The organism is Scytonema sp. HK-05, assembly GCF_963872035.1.
GTDB lineage: Bacteria > Cyanobacteriota > Cyanobacteriia > Cyanobacteriales > Nostocaceae > Kalymmatonema.
In genome coordinates, this window is the sequence record NZ_CAWMYC010000125.1 from 125,942 (window position 1) to 151,870 (window position 25,929).

Annotated in this window: 18 protein-coding genes and 1 pseudogene; 8 read left to right on the forward strand and 11 right to left on the reverse strand. The window is 42.4% G+C overall.

The features are described from left to right. Positions 1–125 precede the first annotated feature (125 nt). Positions 126–2,219 carry a cation:proton antiporter domain-containing protein gene (locus AACT52_RS27255; RefSeq protein ID WP_073627640.1) on the reverse strand — a complete coding sequence of 698 codons (2,094 nt, stop codon included), beginning with the start codon at positions 2,217–2,219 and terminating at the stop codon, positions 126–128. Between the two features lie 376 nt (positions 2,220–2,595). Here AACT52_RS27255 and AACT52_RS27260 point away from each other — a divergent pair, with 376 nt between their 5' ends. After that, complete coding sequence (locus tag AACT52_RS27260) at positions 2,596–2,775, forward strand: hypothetical protein (RefSeq protein ID WP_143172713.1); 180 nt, start codon at positions 2,596–2,598, stop codon at positions 2,773–2,775. A 443-nt stretch (positions 2,776–3,218) separates the two neighbouring features. On the opposite strand, the gene AACT52_RS27265 is transcribed toward AACT52_RS27260, so the two are convergent. Next, positions 3,219–3,440, reverse strand: a complete 222-nt coding sequence (locus AACT52_RS27265; protein WP_096549324.1) for a hypothetical protein — start codon at positions 3,438–3,440, stop codon at positions 3,219–3,221. Between the two features lie 149 nt (positions 3,441–3,589). On the opposite strand from AACT52_RS27265, the gene AACT52_RS27270 reads away from it, so the two are divergent. Further along, positions 3,590–4,324: a hypothetical protein gene (locus tag AACT52_RS27270; protein ID WP_073627646.1), complete on the forward strand. Its 735-nt coding sequence runs from the start codon at positions 3,590–3,592 to the stop codon at positions 4,322–4,324. A gap of 38 nt (positions 4,325–4,362) precedes the next feature. Here AACT52_RS27270 and AACT52_RS27275 read toward each other — a convergent pair whose 3' ends face one another. From AACT52_RS27275 to AACT52_RS27290, 4 genes are all read right to left on the reverse strand, one after another. Continuing rightward, positions 4,363–5,502: a quinone-dependent dihydroorotate dehydrogenase gene (locus tag AACT52_RS27275; protein ID WP_073627648.1), complete on the reverse strand. Its 1,140-nt coding sequence runs from the start codon at positions 5,500–5,502 to the stop codon at positions 4,363–4,365. 346 nt (positions 5,503–5,848) lie between these two features. Beyond that, the gene (locus tag AACT52_RS27280) at positions 5,849–6,148 is read right to left on the reverse strand and encodes a GNAT family N-acetyltransferase (protein WP_073627650.1); all 300 of its coding nucleotides are present in this window, start codon (positions 6,146–6,148) and stop codon (positions 5,849–5,851) included. A 376-nt stretch (positions 6,149–6,524) separates the two neighbouring features. After that, a complete protein-coding gene (locus AACT52_RS27285; RefSeq protein WP_083630003.1) occupies positions 6,525–8,954 on the reverse strand; it encodes a TIR domain-containing protein in 2,430 nt (809 codons plus the stop codon). Positions 8,955–9,362: 408 nt separating this feature from the next. Beyond that, a complete protein-coding gene (locus tag AACT52_RS27290; protein WP_233153794.1) occupies positions 9,363–9,833 on the reverse strand; it encodes a hypothetical protein in 471 nt (156 codons plus the stop codon). Positions 9,834–10,049: 216 nt separating this feature from the next. Here AACT52_RS27290 and AACT52_RS41530 point away from each other — a divergent pair. From AACT52_RS41530 to AACT52_RS27300, 3 genes and pseudogenes are all read left to right on the forward strand, one after another. After that, positions 10,050–10,163 (forward strand): annotated as a pseudogene (locus AACT52_RS41530) (IS982 family transposase); the annotation flags it as partial. 722 nt (positions 10,164–10,885) lie between these two features. Beyond that, complete coding sequence (locus AACT52_RS27295) at positions 10,886–11,059, forward strand: DUF2256 domain-containing protein (protein ID WP_073627654.1); 174 nt, start codon at positions 10,886–10,888, stop codon at positions 11,057–11,059. A 24-nt stretch (positions 11,060–11,083) separates the two neighbouring features. Next, positions 11,084–12,052, forward strand: a complete 969-nt coding sequence (locus AACT52_RS27300; RefSeq protein WP_073627656.1) for an isoaspartyl peptidase/L-asparaginase — start codon at positions 11,084–11,086, stop codon at positions 12,050–12,052. Between the two features lie 65 nt (positions 12,053–12,117). On the opposite strand, the gene glmU is transcribed toward AACT52_RS27300, so the two are convergent. From glmU to AACT52_RS27315, 3 genes are all read right to left on the reverse strand, one after another. Beyond that, on the reverse strand, positions 12,118–13,485 hold the full coding sequence (gene glmU / locus AACT52_RS27305) for a bifunctional UDP-N-acetylglucosamine diphosphorylase/glucosamine-1-phosphate N-acetyltransferase GlmU (RefSeq protein WP_073627658.1): 1,368 nt from the start codon (positions 13,483–13,485) through the stop codon (positions 12,118–12,120). An 88-nt stretch (positions 13,486–13,573) separates the two neighbouring features. Beyond that, positions 13,574–14,782: a response regulator gene (locus AACT52_RS27310; protein WP_073627660.1), complete on the reverse strand. Its 1,209-nt coding sequence runs from the start codon at positions 14,780–14,782 to the stop codon at positions 13,574–13,576. 481 nt (positions 14,783–15,263) lie between these two features. After that, positions 15,264–16,196, reverse strand: a complete 933-nt coding sequence (locus tag AACT52_RS27315) for a tRNA (5-methylaminomethyl-2-thiouridine)(34)-methyltransferase MnmD (RefSeq protein ID WP_073627662.1) — start codon at positions 16,194–16,196, stop codon at positions 15,264–15,266. A gap of 169 nt (positions 16,197–16,365) precedes the next feature. On the opposite strand from AACT52_RS27315, the gene AACT52_RS27320 reads away from it, so the two are divergent. Continuing rightward, the gene (locus AACT52_RS27320; protein WP_073627664.1) at positions 16,366–17,217 is read left to right on the forward strand and encodes a sulfurtransferase; all 852 of its coding nucleotides are present in this window, start codon (positions 16,366–16,368) and stop codon (positions 17,215–17,217) included. Positions 17,218–17,241: 24 nt separating this feature from the next. Here the strand turns inward: AACT52_RS27320 and AACT52_RS27325 are convergent, their stop codons facing one another. Next, complete coding sequence (locus tag AACT52_RS27325; RefSeq protein WP_073627666.1) at positions 17,242–18,753, reverse strand: hypothetical protein; 1,512 nt, start codon at positions 18,751–18,753, stop codon at positions 17,242–17,244. A 359-nt stretch (positions 18,754–19,112) separates the two neighbouring features. Here AACT52_RS27325 and AACT52_RS27330 point away from each other — a divergent pair, with 359 nt between their 5' ends. Further along, positions 19,113–20,732, forward strand: a complete 1,620-nt coding sequence (locus AACT52_RS27330; protein WP_073627668.1) for a FecR family protein — start codon at positions 19,113–19,115, stop codon at positions 20,730–20,732. A gap of 754 nt (positions 20,733–21,486) precedes the next feature. Here the strand turns inward: AACT52_RS27330 and AACT52_RS27335 are convergent. Continuing rightward, on the reverse strand, positions 21,487–23,919 hold the full coding sequence (locus AACT52_RS27335) for a serine/threonine-protein kinase (RefSeq protein WP_073627670.1): 2,433 nt from the start codon (positions 23,917–23,919) through the stop codon (positions 21,487–21,489). Positions 23,920–25,315: 1,396 nt separating this feature from the next. Here AACT52_RS27335 and AACT52_RS27340 point away from each other — a divergent pair. Beyond that, a complete protein-coding gene (locus tag AACT52_RS27340) occupies positions 25,316–25,837 on the forward strand; it encodes a LabA-like NYN domain-containing protein (RefSeq protein WP_073627672.1) in 522 nt (173 codons plus the stop codon). Positions 25,838–25,929 lie beyond the last annotated feature (92 nt).

Here is a 25,929-nt window from a genome sequence, read left to right on the forward strand (position 1 = left end):
TCTTGATTTTGATTTCCATTGCTACTGGCAGCAATTCATACTTAGGGCATAGCCTAGAGGGTTATCATGATTAGCTATTTTTATGAAATTACACATCCCCCTATGGGAAGAGACAAACGACACACTTATGAAACTGTTGGAGACGATACCTTTTTAATAGTCACTCTGGCTTTACGTATACTCGCTTGGTAGCCTTGTGGCTCTCCTAGCAGCACTACCGAACACTGGAGTTGCCGTACCACATCAGTCGTAACGTCGCTGACGGCAACTTGACCTATACTTAAGCGACGACGACGCGATCGCAGCACGACAAGGTCACAGGATTTTGCTGTGTTCAGGATGGCACTCACTACATTATCCGCTGGCATAACTTTAATGGTGGTACGGCTTTGGGGGAAATGTCGGGAAACCAGCAGATCCAATTGCGATTTCATCCAGGCAATGCGGGCGTTTGAGGTACGGCGATCGCACACGTGCAGCAGCGTTACCTCTGCTTGATTGGCATCCGCCAGAATCTGAGCAAACCGCACAATCCGCACCGATTCTTGGGTGAGATTTTCAATAGGTATCAAAATACTGTGGATGTTGCTAGGGGAATCTAACAGACGGGTAACAGCGACAGGGCAATGAGATGCCCAAAGAACTCTATCAATGACACCACCAAACAGCCTGGCACGCAATCCTGTAGTTATGCCCCAGCCCATGACAATCAAGTTAGAGTTTTCCTCTCGGCTGGCGTGGCTAATACCTTGAGCAATACCCTGGTCGATGCGTGCCACAGGTTCCACTTCTACCCCAAATTCCCGACCGAGGTCTACAGCATTAGATAGAAGGTTTTTGCTTCGCTGGATGTCATTCTCCAACTCTGGTGCGTCCATGTGTAAATGAGCAGGCGTCACCGCTAGGGCGACAACCTTACCTGATTCGCGGCGTACAAACAGTGCCGCCATTTCAATCAAATTCCTCTCCGTTTCCGGGTTACGAACAGGTACAACCACTGTCAACGCGTCGGCTGGGTCATCCTTCCAGCCAAGCGTTGACCCAGTTGTCTCGGGAGTCGTGTCCGTTATGGTCAACCCAGCTGCACTTCGGGAAGTGATTAAAGGTCCTAATGTCGCTGTCACTATCATCAGAACAATCACGGCATTCAGCACATTTTCAGTTAACAACCCTGCGCGATAGCCTACCAAAGTCGCCGCCAGCGTAGCCGCCACTTGTGGCAGAGACAACGACCACATCGTAATCATCTCACGCCAGTTGTAGCGGTAAACCAACTTTGCCAGGAGTGCTGCTGTGAACTTACTGCCAATTAAACCTGCTAAGATAGCCAAGGTCAGCCAGATAGAACTAATGCTGCTGATAAATGCGGGAATATCAATCAACAAGCCCAAGCTAACGAAGAAAATTGGGATGAACAGGACATTACCGACAAAGACCACCTTTTCTTTCACAGGTCCAGAACCGATAACCTCATTGACTGCTAATCCTGCTAGGAATGCCCCGACAATCTTTTCTACCCCAATAACTTCTGCTCCCAGTGCGGATATAAAGACCACCAGCAAGATAAACAAAAATTGGTTTCCTTGTTCGTCTCCGGTTCGCCGAAAAAATTCATGCCCCAACCACTTAAAGCCGAACAGGATGACCGCAGAGTAGATGATTAGCCCTAACAGCAGCTTGACTAGGCTAAACGTGGAAAATTCTCCTTGATGGATACCGATACATACCGCCAGTACCAGCAGTGAGCCGATGTCTGTAAAGATAGTTGCACCGATGGTGACAGTCACTGCTTCATTGTTAATCACTCCCAGCCGACTGATGATTGGGTATGCCAGCAGGGTGTGGGAGGCAAACAAAGAACCTATCAAAAATGAGGCATTCCAACCAAAACCAAATATCCGCCCCACTATTGTTCCGACAATCAGGGGCACAAGGAAGGTAAACGTACCAAAGCCGATGGAACGATGCTTGGTTCGCTCAAACTGCTCCATGTCAATTTCCAGCCCCGCCACAAACATCAGGTAAATCAGCCCAATGCCAGAGAGTAGTTTGAGGGTTTCCGACTCATTGTGGAGAAGATGAAATCCATGCGGTCCTAAGACTACACCAGCTGCCAGTAGCCCCAGCAATCCAGGCAGCTTCAGTCGCTCAAAGATGAGAGGGACAATTAAGATGACCGTTAACAGTATGGCAAAAGAAACAATAGGTTCTAGATGCATTGATAACTCCTGACATAAGCTGCGGCTGATTGCTTGGCTAAATCATCATTATTATCAAAGTCAGAAAAATTTATCTTCTGCCCTGGGATTGTATCGAGATTACAAGTGTAGATATCCAGTCTTTACGTTAGGAGATATAGTGCAAACCTATCTAAATAAATTTCTTAATTATGAAGCGACACGCATAATACAAAACAGTATTTTTATAGACAATTTCTTGATTAAGTCGTCAAGATTGCAGGTTTAATACTCAGACAGGTCGGTAAATTATTATAGGGTATGAAGTCCAAAAAGCAATCGAGTTCAACTTAGCCAGCCTAGTTTGGTGCAAAATTTTTAGTATGAAAGCATCGAAGCTACAAGAACTTACCTGCAAATGCTATCACCCGATGAGCATAAGCCAGTGGTGAATCTTGTAGGCGATCGCCTACATATCACCCAAATTTTTGATTGTCCTGCATCGTTCTACCGTTATCTGTATTGTGAAGTTGGACGTGATTATTATTACAGAGGACTATCCAGCAGCACTCACCAACTACCTAAAACGGGGATTTAAACCATTTCTTCGGGAAACGTATGTTGTCACAACACGCGCACAGCCGAATACAGCAGCCACTCAAGGAAATGATGCCCTAGCTGTTTGTGAAATTGAGAACCATACACTTACCGAAAGTCGGAGGGCGGAAGCCCCTGAATTCTATTCATGGGGAGGAAGCCCGTAGGCAATTTTAATTGCCGTTCAATATCCACCGAACAACACGAAAAATCTGCGACAATACACTTATGCCGAAATAGGAAACGCACTGTTGACCCGACAGGAACGGCCCGACCGTAGGCAAGAGACGGCGATATGTCTCGGCTAGGGGTAGAAACATATTGCTTGCAACAGATCTGCAATCCAATGTGTTTCAGGGGGGTGGGGGTGAGTACACCCTCTAATCGTAACCACGCCTGGAGGCTCGGCATTTGTGTTTCAGAACCTGAATAGGAACTAAGCCGCTACCGTACAGGGCACTCGAATTGCCCCCGGTTTTTAACCGTGAGGAATGCGTTACAGAGTGGTTTGCTCGCCTGTGTTATGACGGCAAAAAAATCCTCTGTCAATTCATGTTTGCCAGCATGGTAAGTACTTTTTGCCCTACCAATCAGCAAACAACGCCGCAGCAACTTCCAAAAACCACCATTGAACATCGAGTGCAATCTACCTTCCACGCTCCACATAAACTGCTTTGCTAAAAGGAGCTTACACCTTTGGTTGGGTTTTGCCAGGAAAAATTTTTGGCAAATAGACAAAGTATTACAAATAATGTCCCCAATTTTTGCCAAGATATATTATTATTTCCAAACACAATCACTTGGCAGTCATCGGCATGAGTGAAAAAACAATAGAAACCTACGGCAAGGGTTTTCTAGTTCTACTTTTGCCTATCTCGTTCTTGATTATTTTCTTTGTTGCTACCTGGCGAATTTGGTTGGGTATCATCCTGCTCGTCCTGACTTTCAATGTCTGGCAACTTTACAGGTGGCAACAGTGGTGCCAAAAAGTGAACCCGACTTTCCATCAACTGATTCGGGAAAACCAAGGCAGGATTACGCCAATGGACTTGGCAATCAAGGGAAATTTTCCTGGCGAAGCAGCAAAACGCTATCTAGATACGAAAGCAGCAGAATTTGGTGCCAGCACCAGTAACTCGGAAGACGGAAGCAAAATCTATTACTTTATCACAGCGAGTACTTTAGGTAGCATACTTGACAGTAGCGAACCACCGAAAGAACTTGCTCCTCAACCAGTTGCCCAGCACGCCCTACCATTTCTAGCACCACCGCCACCCCAGGCACATCTGGAAGAATCAGAACCTGAATTACCACCGCAGCAGTCTACCCCAGAGGAAACAAAAAAACCGCTGGAAAAACAATTGGTTTTTGGCTCTCTGATTCAATCAGAACTTGCCAAGCGCCTCAATGTTTATTCCAGCACTGTTTATAAGCGGCGAGATGATCCAGATTTTCCAGAATGGAGTCGCACTAGGGATCCGGATGGCGTTGCTTGGAAATACTCAAGGAAAACTAAAGAGTTTTTCCCGGTTGAAGAAAGTAAAAGTTAAAAGGAAAAAGGCAAAAGTTCAAAGAAAGAAATTTCTTTTTACTTTTCCGTTTTTCCCTGTAAACCCACAGCTTCGGAGATGGAATTTAATCCCGTTTGTTCTAGCTTAGATAACAAACCTTTAAGAATGTGGCGGTTCATGGCTGGGCCTTCGTAAATCCAGCCTGTATATACTTGAATCAGGCAAGCACCAGCAGTGATTTTCTCCCAGGCATCTTTAGGAGTAAAAATTCCGCCAACGCCGATAATCGGTAATTCACCTGCTGTTTGCTGCCAAATAAAACGAATCACTTCGGTGGAGCGTTCCCTGACTGGGGCACCGCTGATACCACCAGCTTCTTGTTGAGGTGATTTGCCAGTTTGGGCAATCACTTGTGTTTTTAGTGCATCCCTACGGATAGTGGTGTTGGTGGCAATAATCCCGGCTAATTGATAGGTTTTTGCCAAGGAAATAATATCGGCGATCGCCTCCCATTCTAAGTCTGGAGCTATCTTGACAAAAATAGGCTTTTGTGTATTATTTTCCTGTTGCAAAACTTCCAAGATAGAACTGAGCATAGCGGCATCTTGGAGCGATCGCAACCCTGGCGTATTAGGTGAAGAGACATTGACGACAAAATAATTTCCGTAATCTTTCAGTAAACGAAAACTATTGAGATAATCCTTTGCGGCTTCTTCTAGAGGAGTTATCTTAGATTTTCCCAGATTGACACCTATAGGTATAGACAAGTTTAATTTCCTAACTTGTGCCAATCGCACTGCCATTGCTGCTGCACCTTGATTGTTAAAGCCCATACGGTTGAGGGCAGCATTGTCCAAGGGCAAGCGAAACAAGCGAGGACGAGGATTTCCTGGTTGTGGGTGAAAAGTGACAGTTCCCACTTCTGCAAAGCCAAAGCCAAATTTTGACCACATAGGGACTGCAACGCCATCCTTATCAAACCCAGCCGCCAAACCTAAGGGGTTGGGGAAGCGTACCCCGAAAAGATTTTGTTCTAGACGTGGATCAGACAGGCAAAATGACTGCTCTAGACGTTGGTTGATCCAGCTTGCAGGTGCTTGGTGGTGAGTTTTTCCCAACCAACTTAAACTACGCATCGTTGAAGCGTGCAACCACTCTGGATCTGCTTTAAGCAAAGTGAACAAAAGGGGACGAAGTGCGTCTTTATAAATATCCAAATGAGTATCCGTAATCCAAAACTAAAATTGCTAAGCCTGCTTACTGTGTATGGGCAATTCATATAGTAGCAATCTATGTTTGACAAAAGTGCAATTTGTTTAACCTGTCAGGAATGATTATGTAGTAGCAAAAGACGTAATTTTTGTGGTTCTTCAGTATCTATAGCAATCCTCCGCAGATTTGTGAAAATCCCCCATGCTGAGATTCCCGACAACTTTGGCGAAGTCGGGAATCTTGTTGTTTACGAACGCGAGTGCGTGCCCGTAGGGCTTATGATTTAGGATTACTATAAGATGCCAAAATATTAGTCAACAGAATAAATAAAGATGACGCAAATTCTACCCATCAGCGGTGACATGTCTGTTGGGCAAGCCACTCGTCATGCAATAAGGCGTATATATACTCGTCCTGCCATAAGCCTTTCATGAATTGGCTTTGCCGTAAATGCCCCTCACGCCTCATGCCAAGACGCTCCATCAGCCGAAACGATGCTGTATTACGTGTGTCGCAGATTGAGGTGATTCGGTGCAACTTGTGGTGTGCAAAGCCATAGGTAAGTAATACTTGTGCCACCTCTGTTGCATAACCATGCCCCTGATAGCTTGGGTGAAGTGACCACCCAATTTCCCCCTTACTTTGCGCCAAAGGCAATAGATTAAGAGTAGACAGCTTTTGATGAGAAGAAAAATAGCATTTAAATTTTCAGTGTGCTGTATGACATAAAGAATTATAAATACCGTGTGGTTAAAGGCTCATACTTTGGGCTGTAAACCTTACCTAAGAGAGTTTCAGCCAATTTACGGTAAAAGATACTCATCATATAAGTTGTAAGACCTGTAAATAAAATTAATAAATACTCCAGTTTTTGTAGCGATACATACCCAACATTTGCGCTCTCTTAGCAATTTTATTTAAAAATGGCTGAAACCGATATATAGTAGAGTTTCCAGACCCGGAGTGCAGGTTTTTACACATATCTCGGCTCAATACCATTTTTGCATTATACAATGTCAAACAAAGTTTACCTTGTTTCTGCTTGTTTAATTAAGAAGGAAGCAATATCTGCTTGTTCATTAAGTCTTTTGTTGACGTAATTTTTAATTCCCGAATAAATATTCTTTTGTAAAAGTTCTGAATTTAATTGTTCATTAATGTCATTTTCCACATCGTTACGCTTCTCGCTTATTAAATTAGTTATCTGCTCGTCATTCAAGAAAAAATTTCGTAATTTTATAGGTATAGGGGTTGTTCTTAATAATTTTTCAAAAATATCTTTTATGTTGTCGTATTTATCTTTGAAATAACTAAATACCTGATCTCGACTTACTACAATTCCTGCTACTACAAAAGCCTCTACTACTATAGGCGCTATACTAACACTATCAATAGCTATAAAAATAATAAAAATGGAAATAAATAAGAATAATGTAGATATTAATACAGGTAAAGTGGCATAAAGTTTTTTAGATATCTTTTCTATTAGCAAACTATTTATTTCTGAATAAAAATTCACATCTTTATTATTTGGATTTATAGATATATCAAATATACTTTTTGGTATGTTATACCTGTCACATAAATCATCAGTAGATTTTTGAATTTCTTTTCCTAAATGTTCTATCAATTTTTGAGTTTCTATTTCCGAGAAATTATTTTCTTTGTCTAAATCATTCTTGATTTCTATTTTAATTTTTTCTTCTATAGCGGCAATTGTTTGAATTTCTCCATCTCTCCACTTCTCAATACAGCTTTTCAGAATTTTCAAAGTTTTCTCAGTTAGTGACTTTGCTGAATTATTTGAAAATTTTTGTATAGCTTCTTTTATAATAGAATCCAGCTTTTCTGGTTCATCAATAAATTCTTTTACTTCTTTTCTAAAAAGATCGATTTTGAAATCAACACGTCCTAATATTGCAAGTCCTTTAGCTACAGATAATTCTGGTTCTAAGCCACGTATGACTTCCGATTGAGGAAATTCTTCTTGGCAAATCTCACGAGTAAATGACATATGAGACCCACCACCAGTCATGAATATTATTTCTGGTGATTCAATTTCCTTCTTGCATTCTTGTAGTGCATCCGTAAAAGCTTGTTTCCACGTTTTGCCCTTTAATTGATCAATGGGGGAAATTAAGGGGTTGCTTAATATCTCTTCCATATCCTTTTTATTAATACTAACTTCAAAGTATAACTTTCCTCCATTGGGTTTATTTATTTTCTTTTCTTTTTCAATTGGGGTATTATTATCACTTTCTCTTGAAAAATACTCTTCTTTAGCTCTACGACATGTCAAGAAACACTGTAATTTTGAACGAAGATTAGATTGGAACAACCTATTGAATTCTTCTCTATCTTCAGGTGACATACCTTCTAATGTTTTATTAAAAATTAATTCGTCTATTAGGCTACCTCCTAGATTGTTATATCCAAGATCGAGAGGAAGTTCTTCAGAGTTTTTAATAATAGTAAAGTCAGTAGTTGATGAACCTATATCAATAATTAGTAAATTATTTAGTAAATTATCAGGTGATTTGGTAAGTGATTTTTGTAACCTTCCAGTTTCTTTTGCTTCTAGAAAAGCAGCTCTTGACTCAGGTCTAACCTTGACGTTAGTCATTCCTGCATCTTGTAAAATTTCCTCATATTCTTTAATTAAAGTTTCTTTATTCCACCCTGATGGATGTCCTACAAAGAAATGTGTATTTGTATCTAGCTTAGCTTTACCTTCTTTTTTTAAAATGTTTAAACATTCTTTAACAAAAAGTTTGAGTGATTTTGTCTTACTTTTCTTAAAATCGGGGGTTTTAAAATGAATATATAAATTATCAATACCATTGTTCTCAATATAAGCATCTTCACCTATGACAATATCACCAGTGTTAGATAAAGTAACTGCTGTAATAATACTTCTCTTTCCATGAATCTCTGCTACTTGAGGTTCAGAAGAGGAAGATAAATTTGTGATTGCAATAGCACTTTCTCCATGTCCTAAATCAAATCCTATAATCTCTAAATTTTTTTCATCTTTATATTTACGTATATTCTTTACTATGCTTTGTAACTTTTGGTGATAATTAAAAACAGGAAAAATGTCAATGCCGTGCATGGATGAAATTTTATCTGGAATTTTACTGTCATCAAGACGTACTGGGAAAATGAAGAAATCATTTAATGGTTTTTTATTTTTCACATCAAGTGCTATGTCTATTTCTTTTTGTACAAATCCATTAATTTTAGTTGTTGACTCTGATGAAATCAGAGCAATAAAAAACATAACGTTATTTATTGCTTCTGGAATTACCATTTTCCACCTTTCTCCTACATTAAGAGATCGGTCGTCGAACCAAACACTAATTCCCTCACTTTCCAAATCTTTGCAAAGCTTTTCAGCATCTCCAAAATTCTCACGAGCATAACTGATAAATACGTCAGGTTTACGAGATTCCATCATATTTTCTTAGTAAATTAATTATCTAAGGGAATAACAATTCTACATAATTTCACTTTGGATACTTTACTCTTACTTACACCTATTTTAGCAAGTAGAACGAGGTGAAAAAACCAAACTGTGTAAAGATAAGTAAATACGTGTAATGTGTATACCAAAGTAACGCGGAACTATTAAAAACGTTGAAAGCTATGCAGGACAAGTGTTTTCAGACAAGATTGCAGATTTTTACACATATCTCGGCTCAATACCATAATGAGGTATATGGTCAACTTACACTAACAAGCTACAAAGCGAGAAATGGAGATTCCGCCAAAATTCCAGAACTAACGCATTAATAAATCTTATCGAAACTTTTCCAGTGCAAGGAATGGTAAACAGCTGGTGTTATGGAGGGAAACATTGCAACTGCTAGAGGATGAGAAATCTTGCAATAATTACAGTAAGTACCAATGTCAGATAAAACGGATATACGGAAAAGGAGAGACTGGAGGAAAATAACAAATTGACCACATTCATTCCTTTCGGTGGCTTCAAGACGAAGAGTTTATCTGTTACAACTTCGCCAGAATGTAGCTCTTTTACAAAATTGTTGTATATCTCACGAAAGTTTCGCTCTTGACCTAAGTAGTAAGAATCTAGCAGAAAGAAAAGTACTATTGGTATCAGGGCAATCCAAGCATAATTGGGCTTGTTCTTGTCTGCTATCACCACCAAAATTGCTGAGACTAAAGAAACGCACCAAGTTTTGCAGTTGGCACTGTTAGTTGCCATGCGCGTGATAATTCCCTGCAAAATGTTCAGGTAACTTTGCACGGAGTTGGAATCCGGCGTTACCTTGCTTGGTTGACTTGGTTGTGACTGCTGACCAGAGTTACTCACTTATTTTCCAACTGCTATTGCTGCACTTTCAACCCACTTACTAAAATTATTGTAGCCGTTATCGTGTATCCAATCGTAGGTAGGATAAATCTGAGAAAGATATACGTTTTGACCATTTAGTGTAGTAACCCAAGTTGCTAGTTACAGATTCAGGCGCTCGCAACGAGGTCATTGAAGCAATAAAATTCCCTCCAGAGTCAAACGGAGGACGGATATATGCTGAACGAAATAATTGCGATCTATGCTATCACTGATGACTTACTCAAGGCGATTGGGCATAACGACGACATTCGTCGCGACATGATTGATGCAGAAATTATTAATGCAAGTTGCTAGAAGAACCCAAATCGATTACTTAACTTCATGTATTGATTCTCTGAGAGGTTGTTTGAAAAGTCTAATTTATTACTTACCTAGCGACTAGAAGTCGCGGCTAAACAGACAAAACCCACGCAGGTGGGTTTCAAACCCTTGCTTTTACGTTAGTCCGCGCAGGCGGACTTTGTTTGTGTAGTAGCGAATTATATTCGCCCAAAACTTTTCAAACATCCTCTGAGGCAAAACTGGGTAGAACTGTACGAAAGCCTCAAAGAGAAAAAGTAAGTTCACATCTCTTATTTGTTCTCGTAATTAAAACGCGAACAAGATTCCCCGGATTTTTCCCTCTATTTTCCTTAACCGAGCAGTATTGAGCTCGCTCCTCGGTAAGTGGTTCTACAGGCATATATCGCAAAACCTCAGGGTGAGTTTGATATGTCAGAAAATCAAGCAAATCTGTCTCAGTCATACGGCGTATAATTAACCGTTTCGTTACCACAGGTTCCATGCTTTTTTCACCTAATGACTGAAAATCTGGAAGCTGCTTATCGGTAGGAATCGCAAAACGCTGTTCCCTATTACCTCAAAAGCCTGCTCAAACAAACAGATCGTTTCACAAAGATGAGGGGTTTCACCCCACAATAAGTTACAAAAATTACCCTTGGGGTGTAGCAAACTAGTTATAATTATCTTCCAAATCTCAGAAATCCAGCTCAGTTCTGTTGCTTAATAATATGGGACGTCTTCGTTCTAAATCTGACTTGCCTACAAAAATTTGTCCGGTATGTCAGCGCCCTTTTACTTGGCGCAAAAAATGGGCAGAGTGCTGGGATGACGTAAAATACTGCTCAGAACGTTGCCGTCGTCGCCGTTCGTCGGCTAAAGATGAAACCAATGAATGCCCGTAAAGGTACGGAGAAATAAATAAAGAGATGGAGATCAAGGTACAACCTAAATTAATTATTCATGGGGGGGCTGGTAGTTCTCTGAAGGGAAAAGGAGGAGTTGAGACGGTACGCCGTTCTCTCTACCAAATCATAGAGGAAATCTATTCTCTCCTAGAATCCGGAATCAGTGCAAAAGAGGCAGTTGTGCGGGGTTGTCAAATGTTAGAAGACAACCCCCGCTTTAATGCTGGTACTGGTTCTGTGCTGCAATCGGATGGTCAAATCCGTATGAGTGCTTCCCTGATGGATGGTGCATCCCAAAGCTTTAGTGGGGTAATAAATGTTTCACGAGTGAAAAATCCCATTGACTTGGCGATCGCTCTCCAATCCTCTCCTGACCGCGTACTCTCAGATTATGGCGCAGCCGAACTAGCGCGGGAGTTACAAATCCCTAGCTACAATGGCTTAACCGAGTTGCGGTTGCAAGAGTGGATACAAGAGCGTCAAGACAATTTTAAAAGAACAATGGCTGGTGTGGTAGCAGAAGCAGAACTGGTGGAAACCAGCAATGCCCGGCGCGGTACGATTGGTGTCGTTGCATTAGATACTCAAGGAAGATTATCTGTAGGTACTTCTACAGGTGGTAAGGGATTTGAGCGGATTGGACGCGTCAGTGATTCTGCCATGCCAGCAGGAAACTACGCGACACAATATGCAGCCGTTAGTTGTACTGGTATTGGAGAAGACATTATTGATGAGTGTTTAGCACCACGAATTGTAGTGCGCGTCACTGATGGTATGTCCCTCAAAGAAGCAATGCAGCGTACATTTGCGGAAGCACACGAACACAAGCGGGATTTTGGAGCGATCGCCTTAGATGCCAGTGGAGCGATCGCTTGGGGGAAAACTAGCCAAGCTCTTCTCGCCGCATACCACAACGGCGAGAAGATTGGCGACACCTTAGAAATTCCCGTTGGGACAGAAATTGGCTGTGTATTCAGTCCAGAGTGCTGAGATGATAAAGAGTTGCAAGTGACTTGGCACTCACAACTCTCTTTCAACTCCGGACTCAGGACTCACTAGTCTTTTGTGGACTCATGACTCTTTTTGCGCCACCCTGGTTTCACAACTTGACGAGCACGGGCAATCACCAGAGAATCATCAGGGACATCTTCTGTAATCGTGGAACCAGCTGCCACGTAAACATCGTCGCCCAGCGTCAAGGGAGCAACTAAAACGCTATTGGAACCAGTTTTGGTGCGATCGCCTATCTTGGTAGGATGTTTTTTCACACCGTCATAATTGGCGGTAATTGTACCTGCACCAATATTGACGCGACTTCCCGCAGTCGTATCACCCAAATACGACAAATGAGCAACATTAGTGCGATCGCCCAACTTGGTATTTTTCAATTCCACAAAATTTCCCACGCGACAGCTAGCACCCACTTCCACATCACCGCGCAAATGAGTATAGGGACCAACTTGGGTTCCTGTCTGCACGATGCTATTTTTCACTACTGAATACAGCACCGTGACATTTTCACCTATCTGGCTATTTTCAATTAAACTTCCCGGTCCGATGCGACTTCCTGTCTGAATCACTGTATTACCCCGCAAATGAGTTTGGGGTTCGATAATCACATCCGGCTCGATTTCTACCGTGTCATCAATTGTAATACTTGCCGGGTCTATAAGGGTGACACCTGCTGTCATCCATTTTTCTTTGACTCGCGTTTGCAAAATCTCGTATGCTGTTGCCAGTTGCAAACGGTCATTAATGCCCAGAATTTCTTGGTCATCCTCCAGATCCACCGCCATCACTGGTTCTATTTGACTGACGGCATCTGTGAGGTAGTATTCTTTCTGAGAATTATTTGCTTGTAAATGAGGTAGAACTTTTGCCAAATCCTGCCAACGGAAGCAGTAAATTCCAGCATTAATGCGGTTATTTTGTTTTTGACTCGGTGTGCAATCTCGATCTTCAACAATTTGTTGCACAATATTGTCACTATTACAAAAAACGCGTCCGTAGCCTTTGGGATTATCTAAGTGTGCGGTGAGGATAGTGGCGGCGTTTTGGTGCTGAGTATGAGTTTGCAACAAATTTTTCAGAGTTTCTGTGCGAAGCAAAGGGACATCGCCGTATAATACAAGCAAATCGCCTGTGTAGCCTTCAAGGTGGGGGAGTAATTGCTGGATAGCATGACCTGTCCCCAGTTGCACAGTCTGTTCCACAAACTCCAAATCTGGAATTGACTGCATGGCTGCTTGCACTTCAACAGCTTGATACCCAACAATCACCATCTGTCGAGTCGGCGAAAGCGGTTTGACACTGTCGATAACTCGTCCAATGAGCGATCGCCCACCCAAAGAATGTAAAACCTTGGGCAGGTTTGATTTCATACGTGTTCCACGTCCCGCCGCCAGAATTGCTACAACAACCATAATTTAGCTATGAGTGAATTGCTTTGAATGCGCCTGCTCGCTTTGAGTGTAGGCTCAATTTATACTAACGCGCTCAGAAACTCAAAACCTAACTCACCCATAATTGCCAATCTTGAAAAGAAGAAATAAACTCTGTAAACTCCTGCATGAGTTTAGGATTACGCCATCCTAAAGCTGTTTCTTCCGCCATCACAGTCAACGCTTCTTCTAGTGTCAAAGCTCTTTTGTAGGGTCGTTCGCTGATCAGAGCATCAAAAATATCCATTATTTGAAATACTTGCGCTAGATAAGGAATGTCTTCTCCTACAAGCCCATCAGGGTATCCAGAACCGTCCCAACGCTCATGATGGTGGCGGATAATAGGAATCACACCTCGTATGTTGCGTAGTGGCTGGCAGATTTTTTCTCCAATCAAAACGTGTTGCTTCATAATATCCCATTCTTGTGCCGTGAATTTGCCTGTTTTCAGCAGCACTGCGTCCGGAATAGCCACTTTGCCGATGTCATGCAGATAACCCCCCCACATCAAATCCCGAATTTGGTTGTGTGTGAGATTGAGATATTCACCAAAAGCTTTGCCGAACTTCACCAGCCGTTCACAGTGATCGCCAGTTTTGGGATCACGGCTTTCAATTGCCCTTGCTATAGAAAACAGCACTTGTTCAGTGTGGTCTAACTCTTCATTCAGACGCTTTTGTGTCACCAAAGATTTTACCCGCGCCGTCAACTCCAAACGATCAAAAGGTTTACTGAGGAAATCATCTGCCCCAACTTCAATTCCTCGAATGCGCGATCGCTTGTCATTTAAACCAGTAATGAAAATTATTGGGATGAGTCTGGTATGTTCATTCTGCTTAAGCAACTGGCACACCTGAAATCCATCCATTTCTGGCATCATTACATCCAGTACAATCAGGTCTGGTGCTTTCTGTGCTACCTGTTCCATAGCAGTAATTCCACTGTCTGCTTCTATGACTTCGTAACCTTCCATAGCTAAAACGGCGACAGTAGCCATCCGACAGGCTCCATGGTCATCCACCACTAAAATTTTAGGCGCATCACAATCAAACTCATTCACTATCGGATCTTCGGCTTGTACCCTTTTAGAGACGAATAAATCATGAATAGAATTAACAAGATTATTCATCAAACAAGGCGCGACTTCAGTCTTTTGTTGCATGATGTCTTTCTTGGATAAATCCAAAGAATAAGTTTCTGCATCTCTGCTGACCAAGATGTTGTTGAAACCAATAATATTATCTTTAGAGCTTGTATACTTGCTTTTCGATTCAACCACAAGCTTACTCCAGTTTAGAAATTGTTAACAGTGGGTTTCATCAAGCATCTTGTGAGTACTTGACTTTATGCATACCTTTGTTTTTAAAGCTTTTACACAAATTTTCTCTATTTTTTTGCCTAAAAAGTATAATTTTTATACTTTTAGAGCATTGGAAATATTGCTGCCCTATTTTCCTTCCTGTTTTTCCGGGATAAGCAATAATTGCAAATCTGAAATCAGGTTTTTTACGGAGATTTATTCATATCAGATTCAAAAAAAATCTTTAACTGCCGAATTTTCTATCAAACTTAGGTGTATTTTGTTTAAAGTTGTAATTCTGAGATATTTAGTTATCCATCATTGCCGATCTCTTTATGCGAACCATCAAACTACGCTTATCACTAAATAGCAGTGACCACTTACTTATCATAAGGTGATGTGAATCACAAAAAATTATTGCCCAAAATTATAGAATTCACCGAAAAAATAGTAACAAATATTACAAAATTTCTAGTAGATTTTTCGATAACCATCTTTTGCGCCAACGAGAGGTAGGCTCTAGGAAAGAGGCTTGTTGCTCTTGTTGTCGTCGTCTCAAAATCACATCAGCAGTATCGCATAATTGTGGATCGCGATAAGCAATGGCAGCACGCGTGAGTAAATGTTCCTCTTCAGCCTGAGAAAGCGGCGGAAGCACAGATGAGGGACAAATTCCTTGCTCCCCTAGTTCCCCCACTGCCCCTACTCCTCGATGTCCGGCTACTGTACCAGGTGTCTTTCTTCCCACTGGTGCTGTAGAGCCTATTTCTAGGCTAGCTGCTAAAAGAGCGGTACGTACAGCAGCAGCGCAGGAATAAGTGGCAAGTAAGCCACATATATCTAAACTCATAGAAAGTTGTTTGATAAATTCAACAGTCCATAACTGAGGACAATGAGGCGGTGAAAACGGATCGAGAAAAATTGCATCAGCCTGAAAACCTGAGTTGTTCACAAACAAGATCGAGTTTCTAGCATCGCCAATTAATAAGGTTGCTTTGAGACGGTGTTGCAACACTTGATGCTCAAAAGCTAACTGAGTCAAAATTTGGGTATATTCGTATCCCCAGTTGTCGAATAAGTCATGGGCGATCGCAGCTTGTGGTACAGCAGCATTCATTTCTAAACCAATGACTTCTACATAACAATTGGGATTGACTGCCCAAATGGCTTGTAAAGCAGCCGCTGTATTGTATCCCAGCCCATAACAAACATCCAATAGCCGCAACGTTGGTTTGTTTGCTCTTAATGCCAATTGAGTAGGACCAGCAAACTTGAGAAAACTCTCCTGACGCGCTCCATAATGGCTGTGGAACGACTCGCCAAACTCATGAGAAAAAAAAGTGAACGAGCCATCTGCTGTTGGCTCAGGTGTAAAATTGTCTAAGTCTGACATAGTCATAAGGACTGGCTAGTGGTGAGGCAGTTCAGTCTTGGGGGTTTCCCCGATAAGCAACTGGCTCGCCCGAAGGATTAGTAGAAAGTGGAACAACGCTCCAAATGTACAGACGCTTTCATTCAGCGCGTCTCTACAACTAATAATTACAAATTAGCAGCTTTAGTTTATGACTGACAGCCCTTTCGTTGTTTCTTGTGAGTGGTTATTTAAACATCTTGACGAACCCCAAGTTGTTATAGTGGATTGTCGCTTTTCTCTCGCCGAGCCACAACTAGGACGACAGCAATACCAAGAAAGTCACATCAAGGGAGCATATTACTTAGACTTGAACCAGGATCTTTCCAGTCCCGTAGGAGAACATGGAGGAAGGCATCCTTTACCCAACCCTATTGAATTAGCTGATAAGTTATCAGCAATAGGGGTGAATTCCCAAAAAACTCTAGTTGTGGCTTACGATGACTCCCGCCTTGCATTTGCATCTCGTTTGTGGTGGCTATTGCGTTACCTGGGACATGAGCAAGTAGCAGTGCTGGATGGAGGCTTTTCTGCTTGGAAAAAAGCTGAATATCCCGTGACAAATGTCATTCCTGAAACTCAACAGGCTACTTTTACCCCTAATCTACAACCACAAATGGTAGTGGATATTTCGGTAGTGAAAAATCGCAAAGATTCACAAGAGGTAGCGTTGGTTGATTCACGAGAAAGAGAGCGTTATTTAGGGATAACAGAACCAATTGATAAAATCGCTGGTCATATTCCTGGAGCTATAAACTATCCTTGGCAGCAAGTGACAGACTCCTCCGGCTATATACTTGCACAACAACAACAACAAGAGCGATGGTTGGAATTGGAAAATCCAAAGGAAATTTTTGTCTATTGCGGTTCTGGCGTCACTGCTTGTGTGAATTTACTTTCCTTAGAGATGGCTGGCATTCACACGGGTAAACTGTATGCTGGTAGCTGGAGTGACTGGATTAGTTATCTAGCGACTGGGGACGAGCAACTAAGAACTGAGTAAATTTGCAATCCCTCATGACTCATTTCAAAATCGACCTAATTCCAAATTGTAATTAACACTGAAGAACCAGCCATCAAAATCAATATTTCTGTCAGTTGAACCACCGATGGAAAGACCTCCCTGCAAGCTAAGATTTGTGTAGTTGGATATTCCGTAAGTTAAGTGACCATATAACCGATGGTACAGGTCTTCTCTTTGGCGTCGGGTAAAGTCTGAGAAACCAAACTGGTAGTCAAGTCCAACTTGGAGGGATTGTTTTAAGTAGTAGTTCAAAGAAATCCAAGCAGAATGAATGATTCGATCGCGGTTCTCTTCTTTACTGGGAGGGTCAGTCAAACTCAGACGAAATTCGTAGAAGCTATCTAACATCAATCTGGGTGTGAGGGGATCTCGTCGTCCCAAAGACAGACGGAAAGAATTTTCATTCAAAAAGCGATCGCCTGCGTCAAAGTTACTGCCATTTCTGGCATAGAACAATTGTTGATTGCTCCATCCAATTTCTCCGTACATTCGCGGAGATAGCTGCTGGTAAACACCAACGTTGAATCTCACTTGGTTATAGTTGTATTTTGATTGATTTATATAACGAATTAGGTTGCCATCAATTGATGCATTCAAATAAGTTTTGCTTCCTAAGGGCAAAGGCGCAGAGGCTAGTGTGAGTCCAGAGTAAATTAAGCCATCTTCTATTGGATTTACTTTCGAGGAAAAAATGTTATTCGTATGGAAATAGCCAACATGAGCCTGTAAGTTGCCTATAGGTCTAGGTTGAGGTTCAGGACGCGGTGGGGGTTGTTGCTGTTCTAGTGGTCGTTCGCGCACTAGCAGTCTTCCTAGTTCACTATTGCTAGGTTCGCTAGATGGTTGCTTGTTCTCTTGCAACCGTTGCAATAGTCTTTGCAATCTTTGTGCGTTATCTATTTCAGGTACTTGCAAGCGTTCCTCTAAGGGTGGAGAGAGAGGATTGGGAAAATCGGCTGGCTGACCTTCTAATTGTGGTGGGTTATTCGGTACAGAAGGTTGGGGAGGTGGTGGTGTTGGCGGTGCTGGGGCGGGTTGGGGAGGTGGTGGTGTTGGTGGCGCTGGGGCGGGTTGGGGAGGTGGTGGTGGAGTGATATTTTGTTCGGGTGGTGGCGGGACTGGATTTTGTTCCGGTGGTGGTGGTGGTGTCTGATCTGGCGGAGTCTGCGAATATAAACTTGGGCTCTTAGTATAAACACTTGCAAAGCAGACTGTGGAGCCACAATAGTTAGAAGAGAAGCCCTCTTTTCGCTGTGACTCTCCCGGTGCTCCTTTACCAAAAATTGTTTTGTGTACTTCTTGGCGAGAAGCTTTTTGCTCACGCTCTTGGCACAATTGAGCGAGTACCCACGCAGCCCCTAAAGATGGTATGGTTGATACTAGTTCATCTTCAGTAATTGACAGGTCTGTATTCGCAGCCTGCGCCGCATCTACCTTCTTGATGCAAAACAAGTTTGCACTACTAGAAGCTAATACAATCCAAAAGAACAAATTTATCCAGCCCTTGGGTTGCATATTTAATCTTTTTTGGCAAACGTAGATTCACGGACTGTGCTAAAAGTTCCAAGAAGAAATATTAAATTTCTAAGAAACTTTAGCCACAAGATGTGGTAAATATACCTAATTTTTTTAAAGAGTAAAAAAATTATGAAGTATATACTATGGTATCCAAAAAATTGATTTTTCTTAAAAGAAACTTAAATCATGCATCTACAGTAGAATCACGGTTTTTCTAGACATAATTATTAGTACAGTTTAAGCAATTTTACGTATGTAAATAAACTTGTTATAACAGATAACAGGCTTAAACCGTAAACATCAGAACCTGTTCTCAACTGGTTTGGTATCAATGAAATTATCCGAGGCTCCAAACTATGTTTCGCAAGTTTTTTCTACTCGTAGTGATTAGTTTATGGGGAGCTGTTGTGCTGCCAGTGCCAAACCGGGCAGATGCTACAACTCCTCTGACTCTTGCTGTCATTCAGAATCTCCGCAACTTAGTACAACTGATGCCGCAAAAGCAACCGAATCGTCCGGCACGCAAATCGGATGCCATGAGTCCTGGGGATGGGTTATCCACTGGTCGTTCTGCCTTGGCAGACTTGCGTTTTAACGACGGTTCTTTGGCTCGGATAGGAGAACAGGCAGTCTTTCGATTCTTACCGAAGACAAGAAATTTCAAACTGACGACTGGGACAGTGTTGCTGCTCATCCCACCAGGAAGGGGGCAAACACGTATAAATACGCCAAATGCAGCAGCAGCAATTCGCGGTTCAGCATTATTTGTACGCTACGACGAGAAAACTGACACTACGCTTGTCGGCGCATTGACAAACAGTGGCATTCAAGTTTCTAACAACGATGCTTCTCAAAATCAGGAGCTACAAGCAGGGCAAGTGATAGTTATAGTTAAAGGTAAATTTAAGGGCTTATACGATTTTGATCTGAGAACTTTTTATGAAACGGGTGACCTGGTTAAGGGGCTAGATCTGACTTTAAAACAGGGTGTACCGAGTTCAGATCCGGCGATCGCCAGCGTTCAAGCCGAAACTGCTGCAGCTGTCGCCGCACAATCGCCACTAACTGGTCAAGATATTGTTAAAAACCCATCTTTGGTAAACCCAACTACGACTTCCCCAAATTCACCCAGTCCGAACATTATTAGAGACAATTCCCCAGTTAGCACCTTGCTGGATACAGGACAAGTCATATCAAATACTGCTGCACAATCTGACAATACAGATAAAAAAAATCCCAATCCACCGCAGCCACCAGTCGTTACACCGCAGCCACCAGTCGTTACACCGCAGCCACCAGTCGTCACACCGCAGCCACCAGTCGTCACACCGCAGCCACCAGTCGTCACACCGCAGCCACCAGTCGTTACACCGCAGCCACCAGTCGTTACACCGCAGCCACCAGTCGTTACACCGCAGCCACCAGTCGTTACACCGCAGCCACCAGTCGTTACACCGCAGCCACCAGTCGTCATACCGCAGCCACCAGTCGTCACACCGCAGCCACCAGTCGTCACACCGCAGCCACCAGTCGTCACACCGCAGCCACCAGTCGTCACACCACCAGTCGTCACACCACCAGTGACACCACCTACTCCTGCTAACCCGTCACCAGCGCCAGTGACAACACCGCCAACATCAACAGTGACACCACCTACTCCTGCTAACCCGTCACCAGCGCCAGTCACACCACCGCCAACATCAACAGTGACACCACCTACTCCTGCTAACCCGCCACCAGCGCCAGTCACACCACCGCCAACATCAACAGTGACACCACCTACTCCTGCTAACCCGCCACCAGCGCCAGTCACACCACCGCCAACATCAACAGTGACACCACCTACTCCTGCTAACCCGCCACCAGCGCCAGTCACAACACCGCCAGTGACACCACCTACTCCGGCAAACCCGTCATCAGCGCCAGCTACAAATAGTCAACCTTTACAGCCAACTCCGGTCATACCTAGCACATGAAATCGACTTCGTAATATTAACGTGAGTTCGATGTATCCTAATTTGACCCCGCTTCCATTCCTCTCCCCTTGTAGGGGAGAGGCTTATCAAAATTTTGGGTCTAAAACCCCGTCCTTCCAGGACGGCTTTATTGACAAACACGATTAAGAGTCAGACAATTTAATACAGAACAAATGCTTTTAAGTATAACCAAGCAACGGAATAGATACAAATAAGAATAGTATCACGTAAGCAAAGCTAACGCTTTAGCAGCTTGTGAAAGCTTAAAGGAAAAATAACGCGCCAAGGTAAAAAAGGAGTAGGGAGGGGCACTCCCGAATTAACGCTTCAGGAGTTGTGACCAATACTTTTGTAGGTGAAAACCTATAGGAGCAAGTTGTGACGTTGAATGAAGAATCCTCGCCCTTGTAGGGCGGGGAGTGTCAAAAATCCCATTTTTACGTTGCTCCTCCCTCTCCGACCTTGCGGAGAGGGTTGGGGTGAGGTAAAGCAGGAATTATAAGTAATTAGGCGGACATAATATAATAGGCTATTTGGAACCGCAGATGTACAAAGCATTGGATGCAGACAAATAGAGATAATTTATCTGTGGTTTTATATTCAAAAAAATTGACTAAGAACTCAGAAATCAGTTGTCAAAAATCAGAAGAATCTTCGACTTGGGAATTATAGTTGGTGGTATTGAAACCAATGAGTTCATTGCCCAAGCTGTGTTCTGCATTCTTCTTCAATTTTGCAACGCCCTATTTTTGCCCTACTTGGTAGAGGGAGGAAAATCCTTGCGGTCTTTTATCGAATTTTTATAATAAGTTGGCAGTATAGATGTGGAGGAAGTTTGTGCAGTGTTCTCAGATATTCCTGTCCAAGGTGTGGTGGCAATATCTGGCTCTTCTAAAGAAACAGTATTGAGTGATGAGTCGTCTTTGGGCAAAGTTTGCGTGTTGTCACCAACTAACTCTTGCAACGCCTCAAGAGCCGCAGATGCAGATTGATAACGTTGTTGGAAGTCTTCCCGCACCATTTTACTGAGAATGTTGGATAAGGAGTGGCTCACGTATGCCTTGTCAACCCATTTCAGTTCTCCATTAGCATCTCTTTCTATCTCGTGGGGAGCCATGCCAGTTAAGGCTTTTATACCAATCATGCCAACTGCATAGATATCACTACTATATTGTGGACGTCCGTAGCACTGCTCGCTAGGTGCATAACCCCTAGTACCAATCCCAATAGTAAAGGGTGTTTGCTCTGAATTATCCACCACTTGTGTAGTGACTTCTTTAACGGCACCAAAGTCAATGAGTACCAGCTTGCCGTCTGACTCTCGTCTTATGATGTTGCTGGGTTTGATGTCCCGGTGAATGACGCTATTGTTGTGGACAAATGCCAATGTTTGCAATAAGTCCCGTAAAATCCCGATGACTGCTGTTTCATCGAGTCGTTTACCTGATGGCATTTCCTGGCTGAGAGCATGACCAACTATATATTCTTGAATTAAATAAAATTCTTCTTCCTCTTCAAAATAAGCTAAAAGCTGCGGTATTTGTTTGTGAGTTCCTACTTTTTGGAGTATTTGGGCTTCGGAAGTAAATAAACGCCTGGCTACTGCTAACTGATCTGGTTTACTATTAGCTGGTTTTAACTGCTTGACAACACACAAAGGGTTGCCCGGAAGTTTGGTATCTTCAGCAATGTAAGTTTCGCTGAATCCACCTGAACCGAGAACTTTAACAATTCTGTAGCGTCCGTCCAGGATTTTTCCTGATATTGCCATCTCCCTTTGCTGTAGCAAGTCTTTGAATTCGTCCTGCTGGCTGAGAATCTCTTGGACAACACGGTGAGAGGAATATTTCTGAAAAATATCGACCAATTGGCTTTTTCTGATGATCTCCCTAGCCATTTCTGTTCCTAGGTAACACAGCCCGATAGTGGCGATCGCCACCATAGGTATAGCTGTGGGCAAGATGAGCAAACCGTAGATAAAGGTGAAATAGCTGATTCCTCCCCAAGTGATGGCAAGGGCGATACTAGAGAAAAATCTAGTCACACCTCTTTTTCTTAAGCCAACTATAACTGCAGATCCACTAACTAAAAAAAGCACAAATAAACCGCGCCCTTGTGGACTCTTAATTGCTTCGGCGATCGCTTTATTTTGCATTAAAGTTGCGATCGCATGGGCGTGAACTTCCACCCCTGACATTCGCTCTGGATGCCACCAACTGTTAATAGCAGCTACTTGATGATAATCGTCCCCCTGACCTGTCTTAGCTGTTGCTCCAATCAGCACAATTTTGTCCTTAAAAAACTTTCCCTGCTCCAAATAGGTGTTCCAGTTTTCCGGATCGAGAACGTACCAAAAGGGAATTTGCTCAAATGTCCCTGCTGATCCGTAAAAATGTATGCGATCGCCCTTTGGTGGTGGATAATTCACTTGGGCTGCTCTCAAAGCTGCTTCATCAAAAGAAAGCATTTTCACTGTTAAAGCATCTTCACCTACAACCTTGGAATACTCACCAGATAGTCTGTGAATTTTGCCATCTACCTCTAGAGGGAAATTTACAGAACCAATGGCAACAGACCCAGTGCGGAACATCTGCTGGGGCTGTGTCAATTGCATGACGATGCCTTGGGGTGTTTCAGAATTTTCGTAGAGTGCAGCCAGAGTCACTTGGCTTCCATAGCGTTGTAATGAGGAGCGCAACTTTTCATCGTCCTGCGGTCCGTAACTACTTGGCGTATCAAAAACTATATCCAAGGCTACAGAACGTGCCCCTGCGTTGATCAACTTCTCAATAACTTGGGCGTATGCAGCACGTTTAAAGGGAAAAGCTTGCAGCGGTTCAAAGAAAGCATACTCTTTTGGATCTGTTTTATAGTACTGCTCACCTACTGATATAGACTGTTCATCTATTGCCAAAATCACAATATCTTTTGGAGCATCTACGGATCCCTGTAATAGATAAAATGTGCTTTGAGCTTGACTTTCCATGAATTTAGCCAAGTTCACACCAGAAGTTGCCAGTAGTGCTGCACCTACTGCTGAAACACTAGCCAGTAAATGACCCAAGCGAGCCAATCTCTTTGAGCGACGTGCCGATACCGTCGAAGTCGCTTTCGTAACGTTCTTTGACGGTCGATTGGCAGCAGAGACGTTTTTTTTGGTTAATGTAGATGTAGGTTCTTCTGCCATATTATATTAGTGATTAATTTACGTTCAACGCCTTTATTTATTTACACACTCTTGAAGTGCCACACAGTTGAAATTAGATTCAAATGAAAAACTTATACATTTGTAAAGTATTTTGTATGACTCCCCAAATGTCCGGAAACAGTTTTGAGTACCGAGTGCTGAGTGTTTAGTGCTTAGTAGTATGCAGAAAATTTGGAAAAAGTGACTCGGGACTGATTGCTCAGAAGTTTAGACTTTCACGCTCCCCAGATGAGTAAAGCACTTACCTTACACGGTAGATGTCGCCGTAAATGCACCGAAGGTGGCTCCTCTTAAGTGGGAGTTGACAACAGCCTTTGAATTGTTCATTCATTGCCGCAGATGGGATGAACAAGTTTGCTACAGAGCAAAAAACCTTGCAAGTATCATTTGCAGAGCGTCTTGTCGTAGAACCTCGTATTGTCATAAAACCCTGTAAATACCGAAAGGTCTGCTTCCGAAAAGGGAGAGTAGGGTATGACATAATAAGGTACGCAACAACAGACACTACCTAACCACTTGCCTGACGGACAAACAAATTACGGCTAGTTGATTATACCATCACAGGAGCACTCTTATTTTACCTAAAGGGTACGCTTTTTAAAAAAGCAAAGTGCCACGATAGGGGTTTCTCGCAGAGTAGGGTAAAGTAGGGTTGGGTAAAAACGAGCGAAAAATCTGCCAGCCTCCTTTTGATGCCCTATGAAAGATTGTGATTTTTGTATACCAGTACTTTCGGGGCATCTTACGTCAAGGTCGTGGACTTCTTACCAGTTAACTGGTAATGAGGCACCGCAGTTTTTCAGTACGCGCGATGAAACGGTAGGCTCACCAAATCGACCGCTTTGAAGAATTCTTGTGGAACTCTACAACAGACGCTTTGTGCAACCGTTACGAACGCTCTGTTGCATCCTACTGTTGTTAAGAAAATTTATAAATGTGCGATTGCCTTTAAAGGTACTGCGCTACGATTGCTATCGCCCTTTGGAGTATCGCCGAACCAGAGCGTGCGTGGGCTTTGCACTTAGGCGGGTGTTCTGCACAATCGCTTGTACCCTATCGTTGACCTATTCCATACCTCTTTAGGAGTAAAGTTGACTGGTACGGAGCTAAGAATGCTGTTAATTAGTCAATTTTATTGGTAGATTTTGATCACAGGGGCAGCAGACTGCGCTAAGAGGGAAAAAAGTTAGCACTATTAGAGAGGAGGAGAGCTACGACTTATCATGTTTGAGTTAATTTTCTGATATGTGAGAGGTTAGATAAAAGCTATATATGACAAGATAATTTATAGAGATTAGCAAACTTATTATTTTATAATTGCTATAATCTATTGTTCAATCTAAATTCTTTTTATATTATTAGGTGTAACTTTACTATGGGTTCTCCGATGAATCGTCTGTCTATTTTTGTAGACGGAAACAATATGTTCTATGCTCAACAAAAAAATGGCTGGTTTTTTGACCCACGAAGAGTCTTAGAATATTTTAGACACGAACAATCAGAAACAACGTTAATCAATGCTTTCTGGTACACTGGCTTAAAAGACCCACAGGATCAGCGAGGATTTAGAGATGCTCTAATTAGTTTAGGTTATACAGTCAGAACTAAAATTTTAAAAGAATATTATGATGATTCATCTGGTCGTTACTCGCAAAAAGCTAATTTAGATATAGAAATTGTTGTAGATATGTTTAATACAGTAGACCAGTACGACAGAGTTGTTTTATTTAGTGGAGATGGAGATTTTGAAAGAGCAATAGAACTGTTACGTTCAAAAAATACCCATATTACAGTAGTATCAACAGAAGGAATGATAGCTAGAGAACTACGTAATGCTACTGATAGATATATAGATTTGAATGATATTCGGGATCGAATAGAAAAAGTAGATTCTTAGTAATCTTAGCAATTATTTACAAAGTTAAGCGCAAAAAAATTAAGGTAGAAGGTATTTTAAGTCACAAGTAAAAACTCAACAACAAGCTGCAA